The sequence below is a fragment of the Bacillus cereus group sp. BceL062 genome, from assembly GCF_051780025.1.
Classification (GTDB): Bacteria; Bacillota; Bacilli; order Bacillales; family Bacillaceae_G; genus Bacillus_A; species Bacillus_A toyonensis.
This window is the reverse complement of record NZ_JBPWGY010000020.1, coordinates 26,586-48,556: the sequence shown is the minus strand read 5'-3', so window position 1 is coordinate 48,556 and position 21,971 is coordinate 26,586. Positions and strand designations below refer to the sequence as shown.

The window sequence follows — 21,971 nt, the reverse complement described above, 5'->3', positions numbered from 1 at the left end:
AGCCAGGATCAAACTCTCCAATAAAGTTAGTTTGTCTAGCATCTAAAAATAAAAATTGACGTTTCACGTTGTTTGTTTCGTTCAGTTTTCAAAGAACTACTTGGTCGCTCAGAAGCGACTTTATCAATATAACATTTTGTTATATTTTCGTCAACAACTTTTTTAAATAAGTTGTTTTTCGTTTGTTTCTTTTGTTACCTCTCGTGGCAACGAATATAAATATACCAGTTCGCTTATTAAAATGCAATAGTTTTTCTAATAAAATTTTCAACTTAGTAAAAAAGCATAAAAATAGCATGTTTCTTCTATATAAATATAATTTCTAAACGATCCCTATCAAAACCCACTTCCTTCAAATCACTCATAGTAAAAAAAAAGCTTTGGAGAAATCTCCAAAGCTTAGTCTTGCTTATGACGCATAGCAGGGAATAATAGTACATCGCGAATAGATGGTGCATTTGTTAATAACATAACTAAACGATCAATACCGATTCCTAATCCGCCCGTAGGAGGCATACCGTACTCAAGAGCTTCGATATAATCATCATCCATCATGTGAGCTTCATCATTACCTTGCTCGCGCTCTTTTAATTGAGCTTCAAAACGTTCTTTTTGATCGATTGGATCGTTTAACTCAGTGAATGCATTCGCATGTTCACGTGCAACGATAAATAACTCGAAACGATCTGTGAATCGTGGATCTTCGTCATTCTTTTTCGCAAGTGGCGAAATTTCTACCGGATGACCATAAATAAATGTCGGTTGGATTAATTTATCTTCTACTTTTTGTTCGAAGAACTCATTAATAATATGACCAACTTCCATTGTATCCTTAATTTCTACATTATGTTCTTTTGCAAGTTCACGCGCTTCTTCTACACTCATTGGATTCCAGAAATCCGCTCCAGAGTGTTGCTTAATTGCATCTACCATATGAAGACGTGTCCATTCTGGTTCTAGATTAATTTCATAATCACCATATTGGATCGTTGTTGTACCCAATACTTTTTTCGCAATATGAGCAACCATATTTTCTGTTAGTTTCATAATATCATTATAATCAGCATATGCTTCATATAATTCAATCATCGTAAACTCAGGGTTATGACGAGTTGATACACCCTCATTACGGAATACACGGCCAATCTCATAAACTTTTTCTAATCCACCCACAATAAGACGTTTTAAATGAAGTTCAATTGCGATACGCATATATAATTCCATATCTAACGCATTATGGTGCGTTGTGAAAGGACGAGCAGATGCTCCACCTGCAATCGCGTGCATCATAGGCGTTTCTACTTCAAGATAACCGTTGTCATCTAAATATCTTCTCATCTCACGAATGATTTTACTACGAGTAACAAATGTTTCACGACTTTCCATACTTGTAATTAAGTCTAAGTAACGTTGACGGTAACGTTGTTCAACATCTTTTAATCCATGGTATTTATCCGGTAATGGACGAAGGGATTTCGTTAAAAGTGTAAATCCTGTTGCTTTTACTGAAAGTTCTCCAACGTTCGTTTTGAACACTTTACCTTCAATACCTACTAAGTCACCTAAATCTGCTGTCGTAAATAATTCGTACTCTTCATCTCCAACAGTATCTTTACGAACGTAAATTTGAACTTGTCCGTGTAAATCTTGAATGTGCGCGAATCCAGCTTTTCCTTTACCGCGTTTTGTCATAATACGACCAGCGATAGAAACAGTGATTTCTTTCTCTTCTAATTCTTCTTTAGAGAATTCTCCATATAGACTTACTAAGTCCGTTGTTGAATTTGTGCGTTCAAATCGTTTACCGAACGGATCGATTCCTTGCTCACGTAAATTATGTAGCTTTTCACGACGAACAAGCAATTGGTCGTTTAATTCTTCGTGGTTCATGTTATCCATGATATTGATATCACTCCAGCTCTATTAATTTTTACAATATATACAGTATAGCATTTTCTACTCAACTAGAAAAACTGCCAGCAACTAACTGGCAGTTCTTCTTTCTTTCACGTAATTATAGGAAGTGTGTAGAAGAATGTCAATCTTCTACATTCCCTTATTAACCAACATAAATTGTTTGTTGTTTCGCTTCTACTTCTTCTACAAATGCACCTAATACATTCGCAAGGTCTTGACGTGTGTTGCAAGTATTGATGCCATTACGCACACTCGCATTACCACGAACACCTTTTAAATACCAAGCCGCATGCTTTCTCATCTCTCTTACAGCAACATTTTCATTCTTTAAATCGATAAGACGATCTAGATGCAACATACATACATCAATTTTCTCGCGCACTGTTGGTTCCGGCATTAATTCACCCGTCTCTAAATACTTTACCGTACGATAAATCATCCACGGATCCCCAAGAGCAGCACGACCAATCATAACACCATCTACACCAATTTCATCAAGCATACGCTTCGCATCTTGCGGTGTTTCAACATCACCATTTCCAATAACCGGAATATTCACAGCTTGCTTTACTTGTTTAATAATATCCCAATCTGCTTTTCCTTCATACATTTGCACTCGTGTACGTCCATGAACTGCCACTGCCTGTCCACCAGCACGCTCAACAGCTCTAGCATTTTCTATCGCGAAAATATGTTCTTCATCCCAACCAATACGCATTTTAACTGTAACTGGCTTTTCAACAGCATCTACAACTGCCGCTACCATTTCATATATTTTATTTGGATCTAAAAGCCATTTTGCTCCTGCATCACACTTAGTGATTTTTGGTACTGGACAACCCATATTAATATCAATAATGTCTGCTGTCGTATATTTATCTACATATTTCGCAGCATCTACAAGCGTTTCTTTCTCTCCGCCAAAAATTTGTAAACTTAATGGCTTTTCTCTCTCGTCGATATATAACATATCTAACGTTCTCTTATTATTAAGTAATATCGCCTTATCACTTACCATTTCAGCACAAACTAAGCCTGCACCAAATTCTTTTACGGTTAAACGGAATGCAGAGTTACACACTCCCGCCATCGGTGCTAGTACAACCGGATTTTTCATCTCAATATTTGCAATCTTTAACACTCGATTTACTCCTTCCTTCATAATTACTTTGGCATTAGTTCATCTATCGAGACCTTTAATGCTTTAGCAACTTCTACTACAAAATCTTGGGAAGGCGATCGATTCCCTCTCTCAACTTCACCTAAAACAGATACAGATACCCCTAATTCTTTAGCAAAACCCTCTTGTGTATAGCCTTTCAGCTTTCGAAAAGCACGAATGCGTCTTCCCCATTTTTCTGCTTCCATACCGTTACTCCCTCTCGCCTTTTCATTTCTTCTACTTGTGAACGTGAAATGTCTTGTTTTATATCTTGATTAATTTCTAACAACGGAACGATAACAAAAGCTCTTTCGAACATCCGCGGATGCGGAACAATAAGATTCTCTGCTTCAATATTTTCTTGATTATAGAGTAAGATGTCAAGGTCGATGGTTCTCGGACCCCATCTAATTTCCCTTTTTCTTCCTAGGTCATTCTCTACTTTTTGCGTTACTTTCAATAATTCTTGTGGTGATAAATTGGTAGAAATTTTTATAACTAAATTTAAAAAGCAACTTTGGTCAGTATAGCCAACTGGATCAGTTTCATACACTGATGAAACATCATCAACTTGGATATACGGACTTTTATTTAAAAACTGAATCGCTTCAGTTAAATACGTATAACGCTCTCCAATATTCGAACCTAATGCAATGTACGCTATATTATTCATGAACGTTCTCTCGTAATTTCTACCGCTACAGCGCGATAATGCCCCGGTATCGGCGGATCTGGTTTAATTACCTTAATTGTACATCGTGAAATACTCTCATATTGTTTCAATATATTTGTAGCGATATTTTCAGCGATGCTCTCTACAAGCTTATACGTTCTATCTTCGACAACTTTCCTACACAATTCAAAAAGCTCTCCATAATTGACAGAATGCTCTAAGTCATCACTTTCTCCTGCACGTTTCAAATCCAATTCTACCGTTAAATCAACTTTAAACCTCTGACCTAATTTATTTTCCTCTGGGAATACACCATGATAACCGTAAAACTCCATATCATGGATATAAATTTTATCCAATTACTTTACCCCCTTACCAATCATCGCATCCATCATTTTAGCCATACGCGCCATTTCTTTCACATCATGAACACGAACAAATTCACAGCCCTTTTCAATACCGAGACAAACGGTAGCTCCAGTTCCCTCAAGACGTTCCTCTACCGGTAAATCTAGTACATGTCCAATAAAGGACTTTCTTGAAGTGCCTAAAAGAACTGGATAACCTAGTACATTTAACTGTTCTAAATTACGCATCGCTTCCAAATTTTGTTCAGGCGTCTTAGCAAAACCAATACCTGGGTCTAAAATAATATTCTCATCTCGTACACCAGCAGCTTTAGCAATTTTAATACTGTCATACAAATCAGCAATCATATCCGCCATTAAATTACGATAACTCATATTGTCACGGTTATGCATTAAGATGATAGGTACATCATAATGAGCTGCAACTTCAGCAATTTTCGGTTCCGCCTTCGCCCCCCAAATATCATTAATAATGTGAGCACCAGCTTCAATTGCTTGTTTCGCAACTTCTGCTTTATACGTATCGATAGAAATAGGCAATTCCACTTCCTTCGAAACCGTCTGGATCATCGGAACAACTCGTTTAATTTCTTCTTCCACCGAAACTTTAGCGAAACCCGGGCGAGTAGATTCACCACCAATATCAATAATATGAGCACCTTCATCTTTCATTTCTTTCGCATGGCGCACCGCAGCATCCACTTCGTTGTAACTCCCACCATCAGAAAATGAATCTGGCGTTACATTTAAAATCCCCATAATTAATGTCTTTTCATTTAAATTCAATGTATATTCGCCGCAGCGCAAATCATAATTCCACTTCAAATTACACATCTCCTCTTCGCAATTCATTTCTACTCCACAATTTCTCTCTCTGCATTTCATAAAGATGCATAAACCTTTTTGTAATCATTCCGACTTTACCCGGGAAATCTCGTCCCTCTATATGATAAAGCGGAACAATTTCTTGAATGGAATTCGTTACAAAAACTTCATCTGCTGAAAGCAATTCATCTTTCGTAAAGAAACCTTCCTTTATTTCTATACGAAGCTCCTCTGCAACCTTTATAATAAATGCACGAGTGATACCATTTAAAATCCCTGTTTTTAGCGAAGGCGTATACAAAACATTGTCTTTCACAAAAAAGAGATTCGAAACAATACCCTCTGCAACATAACCTGCTTCAGTAAGGAAAATACCTTCCTTATCCACAACATTTCCAATTTCGCGTTTCCCTAAAATGTTATTTAAATAATGATGGGACTTCAAGCGAAACGCACCCTCTGGTGTATTTCGCACTTGTTTTAAAACAACCCCTTCTTTTTCCACTATATCCCCTGGGGCTGGTAAAGGTTTTATAAAAACAATAACCGACGGCTCTTCATACATTTCCGTTTGCAATCCTATTTCATCTACACCCGCCGATACATTAAAACGAACATATGCATGCTCCAATTCATTCTTAACGAGTAGATTTTTCAAAATAAGCATTACATCATCTTTTGTCATTGTCCATTTGATTTGCAATGTATCTAGCGCATCTATTAAACGTTTATAATGATCATCCAACAAGAAAGGATGACCATTATAAATACGAAACGTCTCAAAAACTCCAAGTCCGTATAAATAACCATGGTCATAAGGAGAAATTTTCGCTTCATTCGCTTCTACATATTCACCATTTACGTAAATTAACATGATGCCACGCTTGGACTATATTTGCGAATGAAATTCTGTAATAATTCTTTCCCATGAGAAGTCATAATAGATTCCGGATGGAACTGCACACCTTCAATCGGTAATGTTGTATGACGAAGCGCCATAATTTCCCCTTCCTCTGTCCAAGATGTTACCTCTAAGCAATCAGGTAACGTCTCTTTCTTCACAATAAGGGAATGATAACGCGTTGCAGTAAATGGATTAGGAATGTCCGAGAAAATCGTCTTTCCATCATGATGCATAGGCGACGTTTTCCCATGCATTAATCGCTCTGCTCGAACAACTTCTCCACCAAAGACTTGCGCAATAGATTGATGCCCAAGACAAACTCCAAAAATCGGAAGCTTTCCTGCAAAGTATTTAATAGCTTCCATACTAATTCCCGCTTCATTCGGACTACATGGACCTGGTGAAATCATTAAGAAATCTGGTTTCATATTCTCAATATCTGCAATAGTCACTTCATCATTACGCTTAATAACAAGCTCTTGTCCAAGTTCTCCAAGAAATTGCACTAAATTAAATGTAAAAGAATCATAATTATCAATCATTAATATCATTTCTCTCACCTAACCATTTCTTCGCTACTTTCTTTTGCACGCCATAAAGCAATTGCCTTTTTTAACGACTCTTTATATTCATTTTTCGGATTTGAATCAATTACAATTCCCGCTCCTGCCTGCACATGCGCTTGCCCATCTTTAGCAAGAAGCGTTCTAATTACAATATTCAATTCCGTATCTCCAGAATAACCAATCCAACCAATTGAACCTGTATAAATCCCTCGGCGAACAGGTTCTAATTCTTCAATAATTTCCATCGTACGTATTTTCGGGGCACCAGTAATTGTTCCACCAGGGAATACAGCTTTCACTAAATCGAAAGCATCCTTATCTTCTTCCACCTCACCACGCACATTAGAAACGATATGCATAACATGTGAGTACTTTTCAATTACCATAAATTCATCTACTTCTACAGTGCCATATTTACAAACGCGCCCTAAATCATTTCGTTCTAAATCTACAAGCATTACATGCTCCGCTCGTTCCTTTTCGTTCTCAATTAATTCCCTCGCTAATTCTTCATCCTCTTGTTCATTCGCACCGCGGGATCTTGTACCAGCAATTGGTCTTGTACTTACTTCTTGCCCTTGTTTTTTAATTAGCAATTCAGGCGAAGCACTAACAATTTGAAAATCCCCAAGCTCCAAGTATCCCATATATGGAGATGGATTAATTTTACGAAGACTTGTATAAATTTCTAGCGGATGCGTTTGTAAAGTTCTTTCTTGCCTTGTCGACAAGTTTACTTGAAACACATCACCATTTCCAATATATTCTTGAATACGTTCAACAGCCTTCATAAAGCCTTCTTCTGTAAAAGCAACCGCTTCATTTTTCTTTTCAGGACGTTCAAACGGCATAGTCACTTCAGGCACTTCTGCCGCCCAAAGATTCTTCCATTCATGTAATCGTTCTTCCGCCTCTGCATGCTTATCTACATAATGTGTAATAATCCACAATACTTTTTCTTCTTGATCATAGACGAACACATCGTCAAATAATAAAAAGAATATATCGGGTATATTCAGATCATCCTCTGCAAGAGAAGGGAGTTTTTCGATATAACGGATACAATCATAACTAAAGTAGCCAATCGCACCACCTTGAAACGGCGGGTACTCTGGATTGTAGTCTGTTTTCCATTTTTCCATATATTCTTGCATTAAATCTAATGGATTCCCTCGCTTTATTGTTTCCTTACCACTTTCGCTTATATGTAACGTTTCACCCTTCCCTTGGATTACCGCTACTGGGTTTAACCCCACTATGTTATAACGACCGCCACGGCCGCTTTCTAGCAAAATATGTTGCGGCTTATCCCGAGAAAGAAATTTATATTGCTTAAAGAAATCTAACTGATATGGAATAGAAAGCGCTAAAGATTTTCTTCGTTGCATATCAACACCCCGTCTTCTTTTATCCCACCCTCTTAGATTAACCACCTCAAACTACATAAGCTCTTTATATAGAAAATGATTATACTCGAAGGTTAGTGAAAATAAATTAATTATACTACCTCTTATTTTACATGAAGTTTTCTAGTCAATCACTCTTTTCCTATTTCCAATCCAAAAAGAAAAAAGCATCCTTTTTCAAGGATGCTTTTCAATCACATTCAATTATGATTCAAATTGATAAAGTGGTGTACTTAAATAACGTTCACCGTTACTTGGAATAATAACAAGTACTTTTTTCCCTTTACCTAATTTTTTCGCAACTTCTGTCGCTGCATAAATAACTGCTCCTGAAGAGATACCAACTAAAATACCTTCCTCTTTAGCCACTCTTCTCGCATATTCAAACGCTTGCTCTGTTTTTACTTGAATAATTTCATCATATACCTTTACATCCAATGTCTCTGGGATGAATCCCGCCCCAATTCCTTGGATTTTATGTGGACCCGGCTTCCCACCAGATAATACTGGTGAGTCCGCAGGTTCTACTGCATAAATTTTAATATCTTTATACGCTTCCTTCAGCACTTCACCAGCACCAGTAATTGTTCCACCTGTACCAATACCTGCAATAAACGCATCTAATTGATCACCCATTTGTTCAACAATTTCTGGACCTGTTGTTAAACGATGAATTTCTGGATTTGATTGATTTTGGAACTGTTGCGGTATAAAGTAGCCATGCTCTTTCGCTAATTCAGTCGCTTTACGAATTGCCCCACCCATTCCTTCAGGACCTGGAGTCAATACTAATTCAGCACCGTAAGCACGTAATAAATTACGACGCTCAATACTCATCGTTTCTGGCATTACTAAAATCGCCTTATATCCTTTAGCGGCCGCTACCATCGCTAAACCAATTCCTGTGTTACCACTTGTTGGCTCAATGATTGTATCGCCTTCTTTTAATAATCCTTTCTTTTCAGCATCTTCAATCATAGCTAATGCAATACGATCTTTAACACTGCTCCCAGGATTCATAAATTCTAATTTTAAGTATACATCTGCGCTGTCTGATTCTACGATGCGGTTCAACTTAACGATCGGCGTTTTCCCGATTAATTCTGAAACTGATTGTGCCACTCGCATTCCTGTCACTCCTAACACCGAGTATTTTTATTGGTTTTATCTATATTTAGATTTTGTCAGAAAATTCCCTGTTTGTCAATCTATCCGAGCGAACAACTCTCTACCCAAACTTCCTTATTACAAGTTCACAATTATGCTTGTAATATCTTCTTTAGAGAATTTATATCGTTCATTACAGAAATGACAGTGCACTTCCGTCTCTTCTTCTTCTTCACGAATTTGCTCTAATTCTGTTTTACCTAAACTAATTAACACACTCTCAATACGTTCACGTGAGCAAGTGCAATTAAATTGAACATCCATAGTTTCTAATACTTTTACTTTATCTTCCTCAAGAACTGCATATAGTAGCTCTTCTGGAGAAAGACCTTGTTCGATCAATGTTGATACAGGAGGGATTTTTTGCAAACGATCTTCAATGAATGAAATTGTTTCTTCCTGTGCGCCCGGCATAATTTGAAGGATAAATCCACCCGCCGCTAATACGCTGTCATCTCCATTTACAAGAACACCAACACCAACAGAAGAAGGCGTCTGTTCAGAAACTGCAAAATAGTACGTGAAGTCTTCTCCTAATTCACCTGAAACAATTGGAGATTGACCAATAAACGGCTCGCGCATACCAATATCTTTAATTACAGTTACAAATCCTTCTGTTCCCACCGCTTGATATACACGTAGTTTTCCTTGTTCTGTTCCTTCAAAATCAACATGCGGATTCGTTACATAACCACGTACATCCCCATTTGCATGAGCATCCACTAAGATTGGACCAATCGGACCGTTACCCTCTACCTTAATTGTTAACTTTTGATCACCTTTTAACATCGCACCCATCATTGTACCCGCAGTTAAAGAACGGCCAAGCGCTGCTGAAGCAGTTCTCCACGTGTCGTGACGTCTTTGCGCTTCACTTACTGTATTTGTTGTACGCACACTATACGCACGTACTTCTCCATCAAATGCTAAAGCTTTTACTAAATAATCTTTCATACTTATTTATTCACCTTTCTCATACTGTAAATTTGCATTACGTTCATATAACATATACAAACCTTTTAACGTTAAAAACGGATCTACGATATCAATTACATTTGATTCTTCTGAAATTAATTTCGCTAATCCACCTGTTGCAATAACTTTTGGTTCCTGTTTAGCTTCCTCTTTCATACGCTTAACAATACCTTCCACTTGTCCAACATATCCGTAAAGAATACCAGATTGCATCGCACTTACTGTATTCTTCCCAATAACACTACTTGGTTTTGTAATTTCAATACGAGGAAGTTTTGCCGCTCTACTATATAAGGCTTCCGCTGAAATCATAATTCCCGGTGTAATAACTCCACCCATGTAATGCTTCTCTTCGTTAATATAACAATATGTGGTAGCCGTACCGAAATCGACAATAATAAGCGGACTTCCATACAAATGGATTCCCGCTACTGCATTTACAATTCGGTCTGCGCCTACTTCACGCGGATTTTCATATTTAATATTTAGCCCTGTTTTTATCCCGGGCCCTACTACAAGCGGTTTAATTTTAAAATACTTTTCACACATGCGCTCTAAAGCAAACATAATTGGTGGTACAACTGAAGACACAATAATACCTTTCACATCTTCAAATGAAAGACCCTCATGCTCAAGTAACTGCTTTACAAGCATTCCATATTCATCTTCCGTCTTGTGACGATCTGTTTCCATACGCCAATGCTGACGAAGTTCCCCATCTTGAAATACGCCTAGTACAGCATTTGTGTTCCCTACATCCAATACAAAAATCATATTCTCACCACTTATCTTATTTAATCTATATTTATGTAGTATGTATAAAACTTATAAAAACATCATATCACACATACTTATATAATCAGCTTTTCTATCCTCATCATTTTACAAAAAGATTACTCTCTATTTCAATTTTTAATACTAATTTTATTAAAAATTTTTCCGACTTAGTATTTTTCTACAAATAAAAAAGGAGTGACAATTGTCACTCCTTTATCTCTTACTTATCTTCTACGTCTTCATCGTCCTTCTTCATATTGATGTTTACTTTTACATCATCTGAAGATGTTGGACGCTCTGGCAATCTGCCGTAATCATATAAATGATTAATTTGCTCTGCATCTAACGTTTCTACTTCAAGTAACGTTTTAGCGATAATATCTAGCTTATCACGTTTTTCAGTAAGAATTTGTTTCGCGCGGGCATAACATTCTTTTATAATCGTTTGCATTTCCACATCGATTTCATGTGCAATTGCATCACTGTAGTTTTGTTCTGAATGGAAGTCTCTTCCTAAGAACACTTGACCACCTTGCGAGCTACCGAATTGCATCGGTCCAAGCTTATCACTCATACCGAACTCCGTAACCATACGTCTTGCAATACCAGTCGCACGTTGGAAGTCGTTGTGAGCACCTGTGCTTGCTTCACCAAACACAATCTCTTCAGCTACTCGACCACCAAGTAAACCAGTGATTTTATCAAGTAACTCTGGTTTTGTCATGAAGTAACGATCTTCTTTCGGAAGCATTACTGCATATCCACCAGCTTGACCACGAGGGACAATTGTTACTTTATGAACGATATCTGCTTCATCAAGGACAACACCAATTACAGTATGGCCAGCTTCATGGAATGCAACGATATTACGTTCTTTTTCAGAGATAACACGACTTTTCTTAGCTGGACCTGCAATAACACGATCCGTCGCTTCATCAATGTCACTCATATCAATTTTCTTCTTATCTTGACGCGCAGCTACTAAAGCAGCTTCGTTTAATAAGTTTTCAAGATCGGCACCAGAGAACCCTGGTGTACGAGTTGCAATTGCTCTTAAGTTGATATGATCATCAAGCGGTTTATTACGAGCATGTACTTTAAGTACAGCTTCACGACCATTTACATCTGGACGATCTACTGTAATTTGACGGTCAAAACGACCTGGACGTAATAATGCTGGATCAAGAATATCGGGACGGTTTGTTGCAGCGATGATAATAATACCTTCGTTTGCACCGAATCCATCCATTTCAACAAGTAATTGGTTCAGCGTTTGCTCACGCTCATCATGGCCACCACCAAGACCTGCGCCACGTTGACGTCCTACTGCATCAATTTCATCAATGAAAATGATACAAGGAGCATTTTTCTTTGCATTTTCGAATAAATCACGTACACGGGATGCACCGACACCGACAAACATCTCTACGAAGTCAGAACCACTAATAGAGAAGAACGGAACGCCAGCTTCACCTGCAACAGCACGTGCTAATAAAGTTTTACCTGTACCTGGAGGTCCCACTAACAGAACACCCTTAGGAATACGGGCACCAACTTCAGCAAACTTACGAGGATCTTTCAAGAATTCAACTACCTCAACAAGCTCTTGTTTCTCTTCATCCGCTCCAGCAACATCTCTGAAACGAACTTTTTTCTTTTCGTCATTATATAACTTCGCCTTACTTTTCCCGAAGTTCATAACACGGCTACCGCCGCCTTGAGCTTGGTTTAATAAGAAGAAGAATAAAATGAAGATAATGACAAACGGAATGATAGAAGTAAAGAAGGTTACCCAAGCACTTGTTTCTTCTGCTGGTTGATACTTAACTTCAGCACCTTGCGCTTTATCATTAATTTTCTTTTGTAATTCCTCAGTATTTGGTGCATAAGTAACAAATTGTTCTCCTTGGCTAGAAGTATTAAATTGTCCTTTTACCTCAAACACACCATTTTTCGGTTGAAGTTGCACATTGCGCACTTCACCTTTTTCTAGTTTAGTAATGAATTTATCGTAGCTAACTGATGTCGTTTTTTGCGTTGAACCATTAAAATAGCTCACGATTCCAATTACTACTAGGAATATCAGTAAATAAAAGATGGTATTACGGAAGATACGATTCATTCCTAACCTCCTCTCACGGCATAAACACTATTGTAAATCGTAACATAGAAAAACTTTCCTATACAATTGTAACGCCTGTATTTAATTAATTTGAGTAAACGCTTGGTTTTAATACTCCTACATAAGGAAGATTACGGTACTGCTCTTTATAATCTAATCCATATCCTACAACAAATTCATGTGGGACAGTAAATCCAACATAATCCGCTTTCAAATCTACCTTGCGGCCTGTTGGTTTGTCTAATAACGTAACAATTTTTACAGACTTCGCTTTACGATATTTAAATAGGTCCACTAAGTAACTTAGCGTAAGACCGCTATCAATAATATCCTCAACGATTAAAATATCGCGACCTTCTACAGAAGTATCAAGATCTTTTAAAATTTTCACTTCGCCTGTTGAAACAGTAGAGTGACCGTAACTAGATACAGCCATAAAATCCATTTCAAGGTATGTATCTGTTCTCTTTAATAAATCTGCCATGAATGGCATTGCGCCTTTTAATACACCAATTGCAAGAGGTACTGTGTTTTTATAATCCTCTGCAATAATTGCACCTAATTCGCGCACCTTTTCTTGTATTTGTTCTTCAGAAATTAATACTTTTTCGATATCTTGATTCATCATTTCATTATCCTCCCGGAAGACTCCTTGCTTTTGTAGTGAATAATCATATATTTATCCTTCTTCGCCATCTCTTTCGAAACAGCAAATACAGATCGCTTCAACAAGGGTATCCAAATAATATTCCCACTTGCATCACAAACGACCGGCCATGCTTCTCTTTTTTCTCTTGGTACTTTTGCTTCGATAAAAATAGTTTTTATCTTTTTTGTGCCATTCATACCTTGTATTGACATGCGATCTCCATTTTCCCTAGAACGAATACGAAGTGGATATGATATATCATTATACTTAGCAACAAATACTGTTTCATTCATGTTACTTGGTATATCTTCGCTCACCTCTATTACAAGTTCATCCCCGTTCGATAGCGTAATTGTCCCGGGTACTGATAAATCTTGCGAAAAAGGAGAAACAATTTCTTGTTTAAATCCAAAGCTACACTCCTCGTATGTGCGAACAATTTTTAAATCACCTGGGAAATCAAGTGAACCCGAAGGTTGTGTCCGCTTAAAAAACTCAATCACTTTGTCAATATGTATAGAGGAAAGAGAAGATGGAATCTTATATTCATAAAGATAGTTTAATATTAGTTGAATCCCTCTTCTTTGTAAAGGCATAGACATGGATTCAAAGGCAGGAATTGATAAGCTAATTTGTTTATCACTTTTTTTTGTAATTACTTTATTCATTTTCTCAAAAGCTAATTCCTGCAAATAAGCCTCATCCTCTTGCATCTGCACGCTAAATTTTTGAAATTTCTCATGCACTTGTGGATTTTCTTCTTTCAAATGAGGAAGGACATATTTACGTAATCGATTCCTTGTATATACTTCCTTTTTATTACTCGGATCTATACGGGGAATTAAATTTAGCTCATTACAGTAATTAACAATTTCTTCCTTCGTTACTCCAAGTAAAGGCCTAATTAAATATCCATTATGAAAAGGACGCTTCACTGCAATTCCTGCATACCCTTTCGGAGTACTCCCTCGTACAAGGCGCATTAAAATCGTTTCTACTTGATCATCTCCATGATGCCCAAGAGCTACATATCTCGCATCATATTTCTTCATTATTCTTTCCAAAAATGCATATCTGCATTCTCTAGCAGCAACCTGCGCATTCATTCCGTATTGCTGTTGATATTGCGACACGTTAACCCTTATCGTTTCGCAAATAACTCCCAGTCCTTTGCAAAGATCCTGCACAAACTGTAGATCCTCATGAGATTCGTCGCCTCTAAACATATGATCCACATGCGCTACTACAATTTCCAACTGTTTTTCTGCCCTTTTTTCTAACAAATAATATAGAAGAGCTAAAGAGTCAGGGCCACCCGAAACTCCTACAACAATTGTTGAACGTTCCTTTAATACATCATGCCGCTTTACAAAGTCATCTACCTTTTCAACAAATGTATCTTTCAACTTCGTAATCACCTTTCATTAAACAAGAACAGCAACGTTAGTTACCTTGTCTATAATGGTACAACTTTTACAAACATTGTGCAAAAAAAAGATATACAAAAATTACATTTTTATCTTACATCCTCCGCACATATTCAAAAAAATAATAACATTACCTTTTAAAGCAAAAAAACCTAGGAATTCGCCTAGGTTTTTCAGAATAAACTATATGAATCAGTAGCAGATAAAAAGCCCGATTGGTACGGGCTTTTTATCTGCGGGGATGGAGCCCCCCACTGATTAAAGTTTTACTTTATTGCGCCTGCATTCCTACAATTGGAATCGTAGCCCACTTCGGCATATTCTTCTTTACTTTCGCCACAACAATTGTCATATCGTCATTTATATAACCATCACAAGAACGAATCACTTCTTCCATAATGATATCAGCAATTTCTTGCGGGTCCTCGGTTTGCAGTTCCTTAATTTTTCGTTTCATCCATAATTCATGGTTCTCCACATGCTGCGCTCCTTCAAAAATACCATCGCTCATCATAATAAGAATATCGCCCGTTTTTAATTGCTCACCCACTACATCAACCTCAACATCTTCAATGATCCCCATTGGCAAATTACTTGCTTCAATTTTCAAAATATTATTTGCGCGTTTAACAAAACTCGGCGTCGATCCGATCTTTAAAAATCTCGCATTCGCATCCCGTAAATCTACCATCGCCAAATCCAGCGTTGTAAACATCTCTTCTGTCGTTCTTAAAGAAAGAATTGAATTGATCGATTTAATTGCTATTTCCTCATCAATACCTGATTGAAGTATTTTTTGTAATAATTTTACCGTTTCCTTACTCTCCATATGAGCTCGTTGCCCATTTCCCATACCGTCACTAATCGCAAGTGCATATTTACCCACACTCAAATCCATCATCGCATAAGAATCCCCCGAAACAAACCCACCGCCTTTTGCAGCTGTAGCCAATCCCGTATCAAGAGAATACGTCTTTGCTGAACCAAATGATATTAAACTGTGACCATTTGGATAAGAAGACTTTTCTTCATGTTTAACGACAATATTTTCTTTTAGAATATCCGAAAGCATCGGCGCAACTAATTTTTCGCACTCACCATGCTCATTAGATGCAGCCGGAATTAACATCTCAATATCAATGCTCCCTCTATCTAAACAATAAATATCAACATGCTCCACTTCGACGCCAAAATCACGAAACGCTTGCAAAATTTGTTCTTCCTGTACTTGATGATTTTCTCGCTCTCTTTGTATTTCCTGTGCGAAATCCTCCATAACTTTTGATACGCCTAATAATTGCTCCGCTACTATTCTGCGATTTTCTTTCATTTGTTTTCGTAATTTTTGTCCCTCATAAAAGTGATCTAATTCACCGGCTACTAAATCTGTTACTTTCTTACCTCTCACACAATGCTTGTCCCATTCACGAACTAACTTCCGATTATGCTGCAGTGTTCCTTCTTCCGTTTCACTCATTATTTGTTTCATATAATCATACGTTTTGTCAAAATTAACCACCCAGCATTGATCCTTTTTAAAGCACGTTTGACATGTTTTCGCAGTAATTGTACTTAAAAATAAATCTGCCTCTGTTTCTTTATCTTCCTCCTCCACATAACCATATACAGAAAAGCTATTAGATAAAGCCGAAAACACATTTGCAAATTGATTAATTTTGTTCGCTGTAACATCGCGCATTCTTCTTAAATATTGTTGTTGATCTTGTGAATGCTCTTGTGTTCCCGGCATAAATTTAGCAATGCGATCCAGAACAAGTTTCGGTGTTAATAAAAAGAAAACAATTGCCACACCTGATTCAATTAAAGTTGTTACAATGTTCGTTTGCTTATCTACATATAATGTAATTAAGCTTGTCCCAATTAACAAACCTAAACTAACGCCTAGACGCTTCCCTTCTTTCAATAACCCTCCAAGCAATCCAGAAAAAGCAAGAAGGCTAAGCTGAGACAAACTGGACACATTCGCTAAACTTAATATTAAGCCGGTGACAACCCCAACTGTGGATCCTGTAGCAGCGCCGGCGATGAAGGCAAATACTAGCACTAAATATCTAGTGAAAATATGTTGAATAGAAGCGTCATATACAAACCAATCCGTCGTACCTGTTAAAACAGATGCTAGTAATATAATTAAACAAACAATTTCTTCTGTCTCTAATGCTTGTTGTTTCCCTTTCCTTTCTACTAAGAGCGGAACACTTTGTAAAAATATCATCGTTAATACGAAACTAAGCCCCGCTTCAATCGTGCTAACGAGCAAATCGTACATGGTGATAGTTTGCTGTGCAAAATATACAACAACTAAATGTGCGGTTAATGCGGAGATAAATACTTGGAATGGTACAAGTCCAACAGTTTTACGTGTAAACCGACTAAAGAAGATATTATAAATGAAGAAAGTAAAGATAGACGCGAAAGTAAAAAATAAATTATCTATCGAAACTGAAAGTGCTCCTCCCATTAAAGCTAGGAATGCGAGCGGCATTTTATCTCGCTTCATAACATAAACGGCAGCGAAAAACGGTAATGCAAACGGTAAAATGTTTGTTAATATATATGCTCTTCCCAAAAGAAAACCAATAACAACAATAATAAATCCCCATCTAAAGAAAACTTGTTCAAACTTCATTCGCAACTTACTCGTCCACTTTATTCCTCCAAGCTGACTTTCATTCATTGCCAATGCACTTGTATTCATAGTATTCCTTCCTGCTTTAGGCATATTTTTAACACCACCTGCATAGTTTAATTACTGTCATTATAAAAGATGCTTATTGGGATTTTTGTCAAAACAACAGTTTTCACTTTTATAATCGTTCGACTTTTTATTCGAAATAACTCTACATATATACATAGTATGTAATTTATCTCTCTTTATTATATTGAAGATTCAGAAAATTTAAGGTGATTTTGTAGAAGTATTGTATGTCTTACTTTTTTATTTAACAAAAAAAGATCATGCAAGTTTGCATGATCTTTTTAGATGACCCGTACGGGATTCGAACCCGTGTTACCGCCGTGAAAGGGCGGTGTCTTAACCACTTGACCAACGGGCCGTTAAATTAAATATAGCGGCGGAGGGGATCGAACCCCCGACCTCACGGGTATGAACCGTACGCTCTAGCCAGCTGAGCTACACCGCCATGTCGTCTTATTTAACGGACAATTAGTATCTTACATCAGATATCATTTAAAGTCAACACATCTCAAAAACTTTTTAAAAAAATATATTTTAACATATAAAAAAGCACCCTGAGCCATCACTCTGGGTACCTCTCTATATGTTAAAAACTAAACGTTCTTATTATCCGCGACGTGCGCCACGGCCACCACGTTTAGACTCTGTGTTACGCTTTAAAGAAGTTAAACGATCTTCGCTATCCTTTAAGAAGCGTGCCATCTTTTGCTCAAATGTTTCTTTTGGAGCTCGGTCGTTACCGCCACCGCGATTATCTCTGTTGAAAGAGCGATTATTACGTTGTGGACGTCCAGAACGTTGTTGATCACCACCGCGTTGGTATTCACCGCGTGGACGATCTCCTTCTGTTTTTTCACGTTCTTTCGCTTTTTTAATAGATAGACCAATTTTCCCATCTTTTTCAACATTAATAACTTTTACTTCTACTTGGTCGCCCACTTTTAAGTGATCGTTAATATCTTTCACATAATTATCAGCAACTTCACTAATATGAACAAGACCCGTTAAGCCTTCTGGCAGCTCCACAAAAGCCCCAAAATTTGTAATACCTGTTACTTTACCCTGTAACTTGCTGCCTACCTCGATTGACATAAAAAAAATGCTCCTCCTTAGTGATTAAAAAGTCAAATTTTACTTTATTATATATAATCCTAAAATATAGTGTCAATAAGACATACTCTACTTAGAAACAGGAAAAATTATCTCCCCTTTTCCGGAGAAGAAATAATCCCTTCTAGCAATCTTTAATACGTACTCTTCATCATTTAACTTTTGAACTTCGTCTTTTAGACTTTTTTCTTTATTCGTTAATGAATCTAGTTCTTTTTTCATGTCCTTAACTTTTGCTTCTTTTGCTTTAATGGAACTGTTTTGTTGATAAAAAGTTACACTAATACTCGCAATAATTGTAAAAGCAAAGACAAGAAAAACCGCTAAACGGCGATAAAGTCGCTTCCTGTTCTCATCCGTTTGTATTATATGCTCTTTAACAGGATTTGGACTCTGTTTTTCGATTGTTCTTTGTCTCAGTTCCCTCATTTCCGAGGTCCCCCTAACTTCTTTTTTATACGCTCCCATAGTTGGAAGATGTGTCCCTTCAATTTTGCTATATATTGCAGGAACCCTACATGTTTCATTATAAAAAGTTTAACACGATTAGGGAGAAGTTTCCATATGAGCAAAGCAATAAATCGAACAGGCCAGAAAAAAACTTTCCATATGAAAAGTAATATCCAAATCACCATTTTCCATAACACATGTCCAATTGAAAGCAGTATACGAAATAAGAATAATATAAATGCAATAAATAGCTGCGCTATAATAATAACAGGTTTTATCATGAGTAGCTGTATAATTCGAACAAAAAAATGTGTTGTTTGCACAAAAATATAGATGAGAAAATTTAACAACCTCATGTATAGTGCTTTCAATAAGCTTTGATATGCCGCAAAACCACATAATAATGCCAAAAATACATATATACGTAGTTCAGCTTCATTTACGAGAAGTAATACATAAAAAACGAATAATGCTTGGACAACCCAAAATAGTATATCATGTATAAATACAAGCCAACGTTTACGTTCCTGACGCTTTAAAAAACGTTGGTATGTATCTAATGATGCTCCAATCCAAGCACCCATTCCGATCATCGAAAGCATTGTATACAACTGAATTGTTAGACTCATTTAAACAACTTACTAAAGAAGCCTTTAGTTTTCTCCCCTTGATTCTCATCAATATACAACATCTCATGAATCTTGCCTTTAATCGATACAACACCTTTTTCCACATCTAAATTCTTCATTTGCAAATTTTGTCCACGAATTGTTAAAAAACCCATCACAGTCTCGAGTAAAAATTCTTCGCTATCAAAACTCTCTACTTGTTTTACACCAGTAATATCGATCACACGCCTACCACGCATAATAATATCATGCTCTACAGAAACATTTTGTTGATTAGAAGACATAGGTGAGTAACCATTATTCACGAAAATCCCCCCATAGCTTTATACTAGCTAATAGTAATGTATGAAGGGATAGCAGATTTTAGAACAAGCCCTCTTCTGCTTTTACTTTTTCTTCGCGAACTAGGCTATACATATTTGCTGCATCTTCTTTTTTTGTTGTTTCTTTCAATTCATTTACTTTCACCGTTACTATTTTTTGACCGAAACGAATTGTTAATTCATCAGCCACTTTCACATCTGAACTCGCTTTTGCGACTTGACCATTGATAGATATTCTTCCTTGATCAGATACTTCTTTTGCTAATGTTCTTCTTTTAATTAAACGTGACACTTTCAAAAATTTATCTAGACGCATATCAAATCCCCCTATTAACGCTCTGTTTGCTTTGCCTCTTCCCATAAAACATCCAACTGTTCTAATGACAGATCTTGCATTTCTTTATTCATTTCAGCTACTTTTGCTTCCATGTATAAAAAACGCCCCATAAATTTCTCATTAGTTGAACGTAATGCTTCTTCTGGATCTAATTTATAATGACGAGCTATGTTAACAAATGCAAATAGTAAATCGCCAAATTCACCTAGCATCTTTTCCTCATCCATATTTATAACTTCTTGCTGGAATTCTTGCCATTCTTCTAGGGCTTTCTCTATCATTGGCTGTACATCAACCCAATCAAATCCAACCTTTCCAGCTTTCTTCTGAATTTCATAGGCACGCATTAATTGCGGCAAACTTTTTGGAATTCCAGTTAAAACAGATTCTTTTACGAATCCCTTTTCTTGTTTTTTAATTTCTTCCCAATTCGCAATCACTTCTTCAGCATTATTGACATCTGCATTTCCAAACACATGTGGATGACGACGAACCATTTTCTCCGATAAAGTTCGAATAATATCATCGATGGAGAACCAACCTTCATCCTCTCCAATTTGGGCATGAAGCATGACTTGTAATAATATATCACCTAGCTCTTCTACTAAGTGATCATCGTCCTCTTCATCAATTGCTTCCAATACTTCATAAGCTTCCTCAATTAAATACTTCTTTAAAGATTGATGTGTTTGCTTTTTATCCCACGGACAACCATTCGGTCCACGAAGGTCTGCAATAATTTCTCTCAGTACATCAAACTGTTGATACAAGGATGCACGTTCCTGAACTGGTGGTACATACACACTCGTTAAATTATTCAATTCTGTTTCATGATCTAACATGTACAACGGTACCTTTTTGACTTGTTCAAACGAAGTTCCTGCAGCTGTTACGATATACACTTCATAATCATCTGGCAATATTTCCATTAATGTTAACTTCACATCTGAAGCAACGAACGCATCATACACTTGGCAAAAGATTAAATGTTGACGTAATTCTAATTGCCCTCTTTCAAATGATGTAGCATCAATTAATTGGAATCCTTCAATCGGATCGATTTTTAAACTTGCGAACATTGGATCAAGGAAACTTTGTCCACCTTCAATTCGCACTTCAACATTTGCTACTTCTCCTTTTTCTAAAAGTAGCTGAACTGTTCTTTCTGCTACTAGCGGATGACCTGGAACAGCATAAATAATTTCTGCACCTTCAGCTTGTTCTAGCAATGTATTCGCAATTGTTTCATATACAATTTCAAATGTATCATGCGCTTCATATATATTGTCGAAAGCCGTATATTTTATACCTTCTTTCTCCAACTCTTCTATAACCGGGTGCTCCTTCGTTCTAACAAACATATGGTCTGCTACTTTTATCTTTCGGTATACACCCATCGTTAGCTGATCTAATTCACCAGCACCTAATCCTAAAATAGTAATGATTCCACTCACAACCTGTCACC

At 36.9% G+C, this 21,971-nt stretch carries 22 protein-coding genes and 2 tRNA genes; all 24 read right to left on the bottom strand.

The window, feature by feature from the left end:
• Positions 1 to 399: 399 nt before the first annotated feature.
• Complete coding sequence (gene lysS / locus ACS2MN_RS29305) at positions 400 to 1,899, bottom strand: lysine--tRNA ligase (RefSeq protein WP_000369685.1); 1,500 nt, start codon at positions 1,897 to 1,899, stop codon at positions 400 to 402.
• 160 nt (positions 1,900 to 2,059) lie between these two features.
• Positions 2,060 to 3,058 (bottom strand): tRNA dihydrouridine synthase DusB, encoded by a 999-nt coding sequence (gene dusB, locus ACS2MN_RS29300; RefSeq protein WP_000912241.1) that lies wholly within the window; start codon positions 3,056 to 3,058, stop codon positions 2,060 to 2,062.
• A gap of 23 nt (positions 3,059 to 3,081) precedes the next feature.
• Complete coding sequence (locus ACS2MN_RS29295) at positions 3,082 to 3,285, bottom strand: helix-turn-helix domain-containing protein (protein WP_000387027.1); 204 nt, start codon at positions 3,283 to 3,285, stop codon at positions 3,082 to 3,084.
• The gene (gene folK, locus ACS2MN_RS29290; protein ID WP_001059455.1) at positions 3,237 to 3,752 is read right to left on the bottom strand and encodes a 2-amino-4-hydroxy-6-hydroxymethyldihydropteridine diphosphokinase; all 516 of its coding nucleotides are present in this window, start codon (positions 3,750 to 3,752) and stop codon (positions 3,237 to 3,239) included. Before folK ends, ACS2MN_RS29295 begins: the two co-directional genes overlap by 49 nt.
• Positions 3,749 to 4,111, bottom strand: coding sequence for a dihydroneopterin aldolase (gene folB, locus ACS2MN_RS29285; protein ID WP_000358065.1), 363 nt, complete (start codon positions 4,109 to 4,111; stop codon positions 3,749 to 3,751). Before folB ends, folK begins: the two co-directional genes overlap by 4 nt.
• The gene (gene folP / locus ACS2MN_RS29280; RefSeq protein ID WP_043322608.1) at positions 4,112 to 4,972 is read right to left on the bottom strand and encodes a dihydropteroate synthase; all 861 of its coding nucleotides are present in this window, start codon (positions 4,970 to 4,972) and stop codon (positions 4,112 to 4,114) included.
• Positions 4,947 to 5,819 (bottom strand): aminodeoxychorismate lyase, encoded by an 873-nt coding sequence (gene pabC, locus ACS2MN_RS29275; RefSeq protein ID WP_000909854.1) that lies wholly within the window; start codon positions 5,817 to 5,819, stop codon positions 4,947 to 4,949. The genes folP and pabC overlap by 26 nt, the downstream gene beginning before the upstream one ends.
• On the bottom strand, positions 5,813 to 6,400 hold the full coding sequence (pabA, locus tag ACS2MN_RS29270) for an aminodeoxychorismate/anthranilate synthase component II (RefSeq protein ID WP_000602280.1): 588 nt from the start codon (positions 6,398 to 6,400) through the stop codon (positions 5,813 to 5,815). The genes pabC and pabA overlap by 7 nt, the downstream gene beginning before the upstream one ends.
• 5 nt (positions 6,401 to 6,405) lie before the next feature.
• Positions 6,406 to 7,803: an aminodeoxychorismate synthase component I gene (gene pabB / locus ACS2MN_RS29265; protein ID WP_001189730.1), complete on the bottom strand. Its 1,398-nt coding sequence runs from the start codon at positions 7,801 to 7,803 to the stop codon at positions 6,406 to 6,408.
• 222 nt (positions 7,804 to 8,025) lie between these two features.
• Positions 8,026 to 8,949 (bottom strand): cysteine synthase A, encoded by a 924-nt coding sequence (gene cysK / locus ACS2MN_RS29260; protein WP_001261721.1) that lies wholly within the window; start codon positions 8,947 to 8,949, stop codon positions 8,026 to 8,028.
• 117 nt (positions 8,950 to 9,066) lie between these two features.
• Positions 9,067 to 9,942: a redox-regulated molecular chaperone HslO gene (gene hslO, locus ACS2MN_RS29255; RefSeq protein WP_346995076.1), complete on the bottom strand. Its 876-nt coding sequence runs from the start codon at positions 9,940 to 9,942 to the stop codon at positions 9,067 to 9,069.
• 6 nt (positions 9,943 to 9,948) lie between these two features.
• Positions 9,949 to 10,737, bottom strand: coding sequence for a type III pantothenate kinase (locus tag ACS2MN_RS29250; protein ID WP_000578374.1), 789 nt, complete (start codon positions 10,735 to 10,737; stop codon positions 9,949 to 9,951).
• Positions 10,738 to 10,960: 223 nt separating this feature from the next.
• Complete coding sequence (gene ftsH, locus ACS2MN_RS29245; protein ID WP_001079666.1) at positions 10,961 to 12,862, bottom strand: ATP-dependent zinc metalloprotease FtsH; 1,902 nt, start codon at positions 12,860 to 12,862, stop codon at positions 10,961 to 10,963.
• Between the two features lie 85 nt (positions 12,863 to 12,947).
• Positions 12,948 to 13,490 (bottom strand): hypoxanthine phosphoribosyltransferase, encoded by a 543-nt coding sequence (gene hpt / locus ACS2MN_RS29240; RefSeq protein ID WP_000981842.1) that lies wholly within the window; start codon positions 13,488 to 13,490, stop codon positions 12,948 to 12,950.
• Complete coding sequence (gene tilS, locus ACS2MN_RS29235) at positions 13,487 to 14,917, bottom strand: tRNA lysidine(34) synthetase TilS (RefSeq protein WP_346995077.1); 1,431 nt, start codon at positions 14,915 to 14,917, stop codon at positions 13,487 to 13,489. Before tilS ends, hpt begins: the two co-directional genes overlap by 4 nt.
• Positions 14,918 to 15,209: 292 nt before the next feature.
• A complete protein-coding gene (gene spoIIE, locus ACS2MN_RS29230) occupies positions 15,210 to 17,681 on the bottom strand; it encodes a stage II sporulation protein E (RefSeq protein WP_142336539.1) in 2,472 nt (823 codons plus the stop codon).
• Positions 17,682 to 17,943: 262 nt separating this feature from the next.
• Positions 17,944 to 18,015, bottom strand: a tRNA-Glu gene (locus tag ACS2MN_RS29225).
• 13 nt (positions 18,016 to 18,028) lie between these two features.
• A tRNA-Met gene (locus ACS2MN_RS29220) sits at positions 18,029 to 18,102 on the bottom strand.
• 161 nt (positions 18,103 to 18,263) lie between these two features.
• Positions 18,264 to 18,749 (bottom strand): S1 domain-containing RNA-binding protein, encoded by a 486-nt coding sequence (locus ACS2MN_RS29215; protein WP_000021451.1) that lies wholly within the window; start codon positions 18,747 to 18,749, stop codon positions 18,264 to 18,266.
• An 87-nt stretch (positions 18,750 to 18,836) separates the two neighbouring features.
• Entirely contained in the window at positions 18,837 to 19,196 is a 360-nt protein-coding gene (divIC, locus tag ACS2MN_RS29210) for a cell division protein DivIC (protein WP_001208736.1), read from the bottom strand.
• Entirely contained in the window at positions 19,193 to 19,846 is a 654-nt protein-coding gene (yabQ, locus tag ACS2MN_RS29205; RefSeq protein ID WP_000059779.1) for a spore cortex biosynthesis protein YabQ, read from the bottom strand. The genes divIC and yabQ overlap by 4 nt, the downstream gene beginning before the upstream one ends.
• Positions 19,843 to 20,151, bottom strand: a complete 309-nt coding sequence (gene yabP, locus ACS2MN_RS29200) for a sporulation protein YabP (RefSeq protein WP_001059100.1) — start codon at positions 20,149 to 20,151, stop codon at positions 19,843 to 19,845. The genes yabQ and yabP overlap by 4 nt, the downstream gene beginning before the upstream one ends.
• Before the next feature lie 58 nt (positions 20,152 to 20,209).
• The gene (locus ACS2MN_RS29195; protein ID WP_001234879.1) at positions 20,210 to 20,485 is read right to left on the bottom strand and encodes an RNA-binding S4 domain-containing protein; all 276 of its coding nucleotides are present in this window, start codon (positions 20,483 to 20,485) and stop codon (positions 20,210 to 20,212) included.
• A 14-nt stretch (positions 20,486 to 20,499) separates the two neighbouring features.
• The gene (gene mazG, locus ACS2MN_RS29190) at positions 20,500 to 21,960 is read right to left on the bottom strand and encodes a nucleoside triphosphate pyrophosphohydrolase (protein WP_087948811.1); all 1,461 of its coding nucleotides are present in this window, start codon (positions 21,958 to 21,960) and stop codon (positions 20,500 to 20,502) included.
• Positions 21,961 to 21,971: the final 11 nt, after the last annotated feature.

Coding starts and splice junctions, on each gene's coding strand:
- lysS (WP_000369685.1), bottom strand. CDS start 1,899: ATGGATAACATGAACCACGAAGAATTAAACGACCAATTGCTTGTTCGT.
- ACS2MN_RS29295 (WP_000387027.1), bottom strand. CDS start 3,285: ATGGAAGCAGAAAAATGGGGAAGACGCATTCGTGCTTTTCGAAAGCTG.
- folK (WP_001059455.1), bottom strand. CDS start 3,752: ATGAATAATATAGCGTACATTGCATTAGGTTCGAATATTGGAGAGCGT.
- folP (WP_043322608.1), bottom strand. CDS start 4,972: ATGAATTGCGAAGAGGAGATGTGTAATTTGAAGTGGAATTATGATTTG.
- pabC (WP_000909854.1), bottom strand. CDS start 5,819: ATGTTAATTTACGTAAATGGTGAATATGTAGAAGCGAATGAAGCGAAA.
- pabA (WP_000602280.1), bottom strand. CDS start 6,400: ATGATATTAATGATTGATAATTATGATTCTTTTACATTTAATTTAGTG.
- pabB (WP_001189730.1), bottom strand. CDS start 7,803: ATGCAACGAAGAAAATCTTTAGCGCTTTCTATTCCATATCAGTTAGAT.
- cysK (WP_001261721.1), bottom strand. CDS start 8,949: ATGCGAGTGGCACAATCAGTTTCAGAATTAATCGGGAAAACGCCGATC.
- hslO (WP_346995076.1), bottom strand. CDS start 9,942: ATGAAAGATTATTTAGTAAAAGCTTTAGCATTTGATGGAGAAGTACGT.
- ACS2MN_RS29250 (WP_000578374.1), bottom strand. CDS start 10,737: ATGATTTTTGTATTGGATGTAGGGAACACAAATGCTGTACTAGGCGTA.
- ftsH (WP_001079666.1), bottom strand. CDS start 12,862: ATGAATCGTATCTTCCGTAATACCATCTTTTATTTACTGATATTCCTA.
- hpt (WP_000981842.1), bottom strand. CDS start 13,490: ATGATGAATCAAGATATCGAAAAAGTATTAATTTCTGAAGAACAAATA.
- spoIIE (WP_142336539.1), bottom strand. CDS start 17,681: ATGCCTAAAGCAGGAAGGAATACTATGAATACAAGTGCATTGGCAATG.
- ACS2MN_RS29215 (WP_000021451.1), bottom strand. CDS start 18,749: ATGTCAATCGAGGTAGGCAGCAAGTTACAGGGTAAAGTAACAGGTATT.
- divIC (WP_001208736.1), bottom strand. CDS start 19,196: ATGAGGGAACTGAGACAAAGAACAATCGAAAAACAGAGTCCAAATCCT.
- yabQ (WP_000059779.1), bottom strand. CDS start 19,846: ATGAGTCTAACAATTCAGTTGTATACAATGCTTTCGATGATCGGAATG.
- ACS2MN_RS29195 (WP_001234879.1), bottom strand. CDS start 20,485: ATGCGTCTAGATAAATTTTTGAAAGTGTCACGTTTAATTAAAAGAAGA.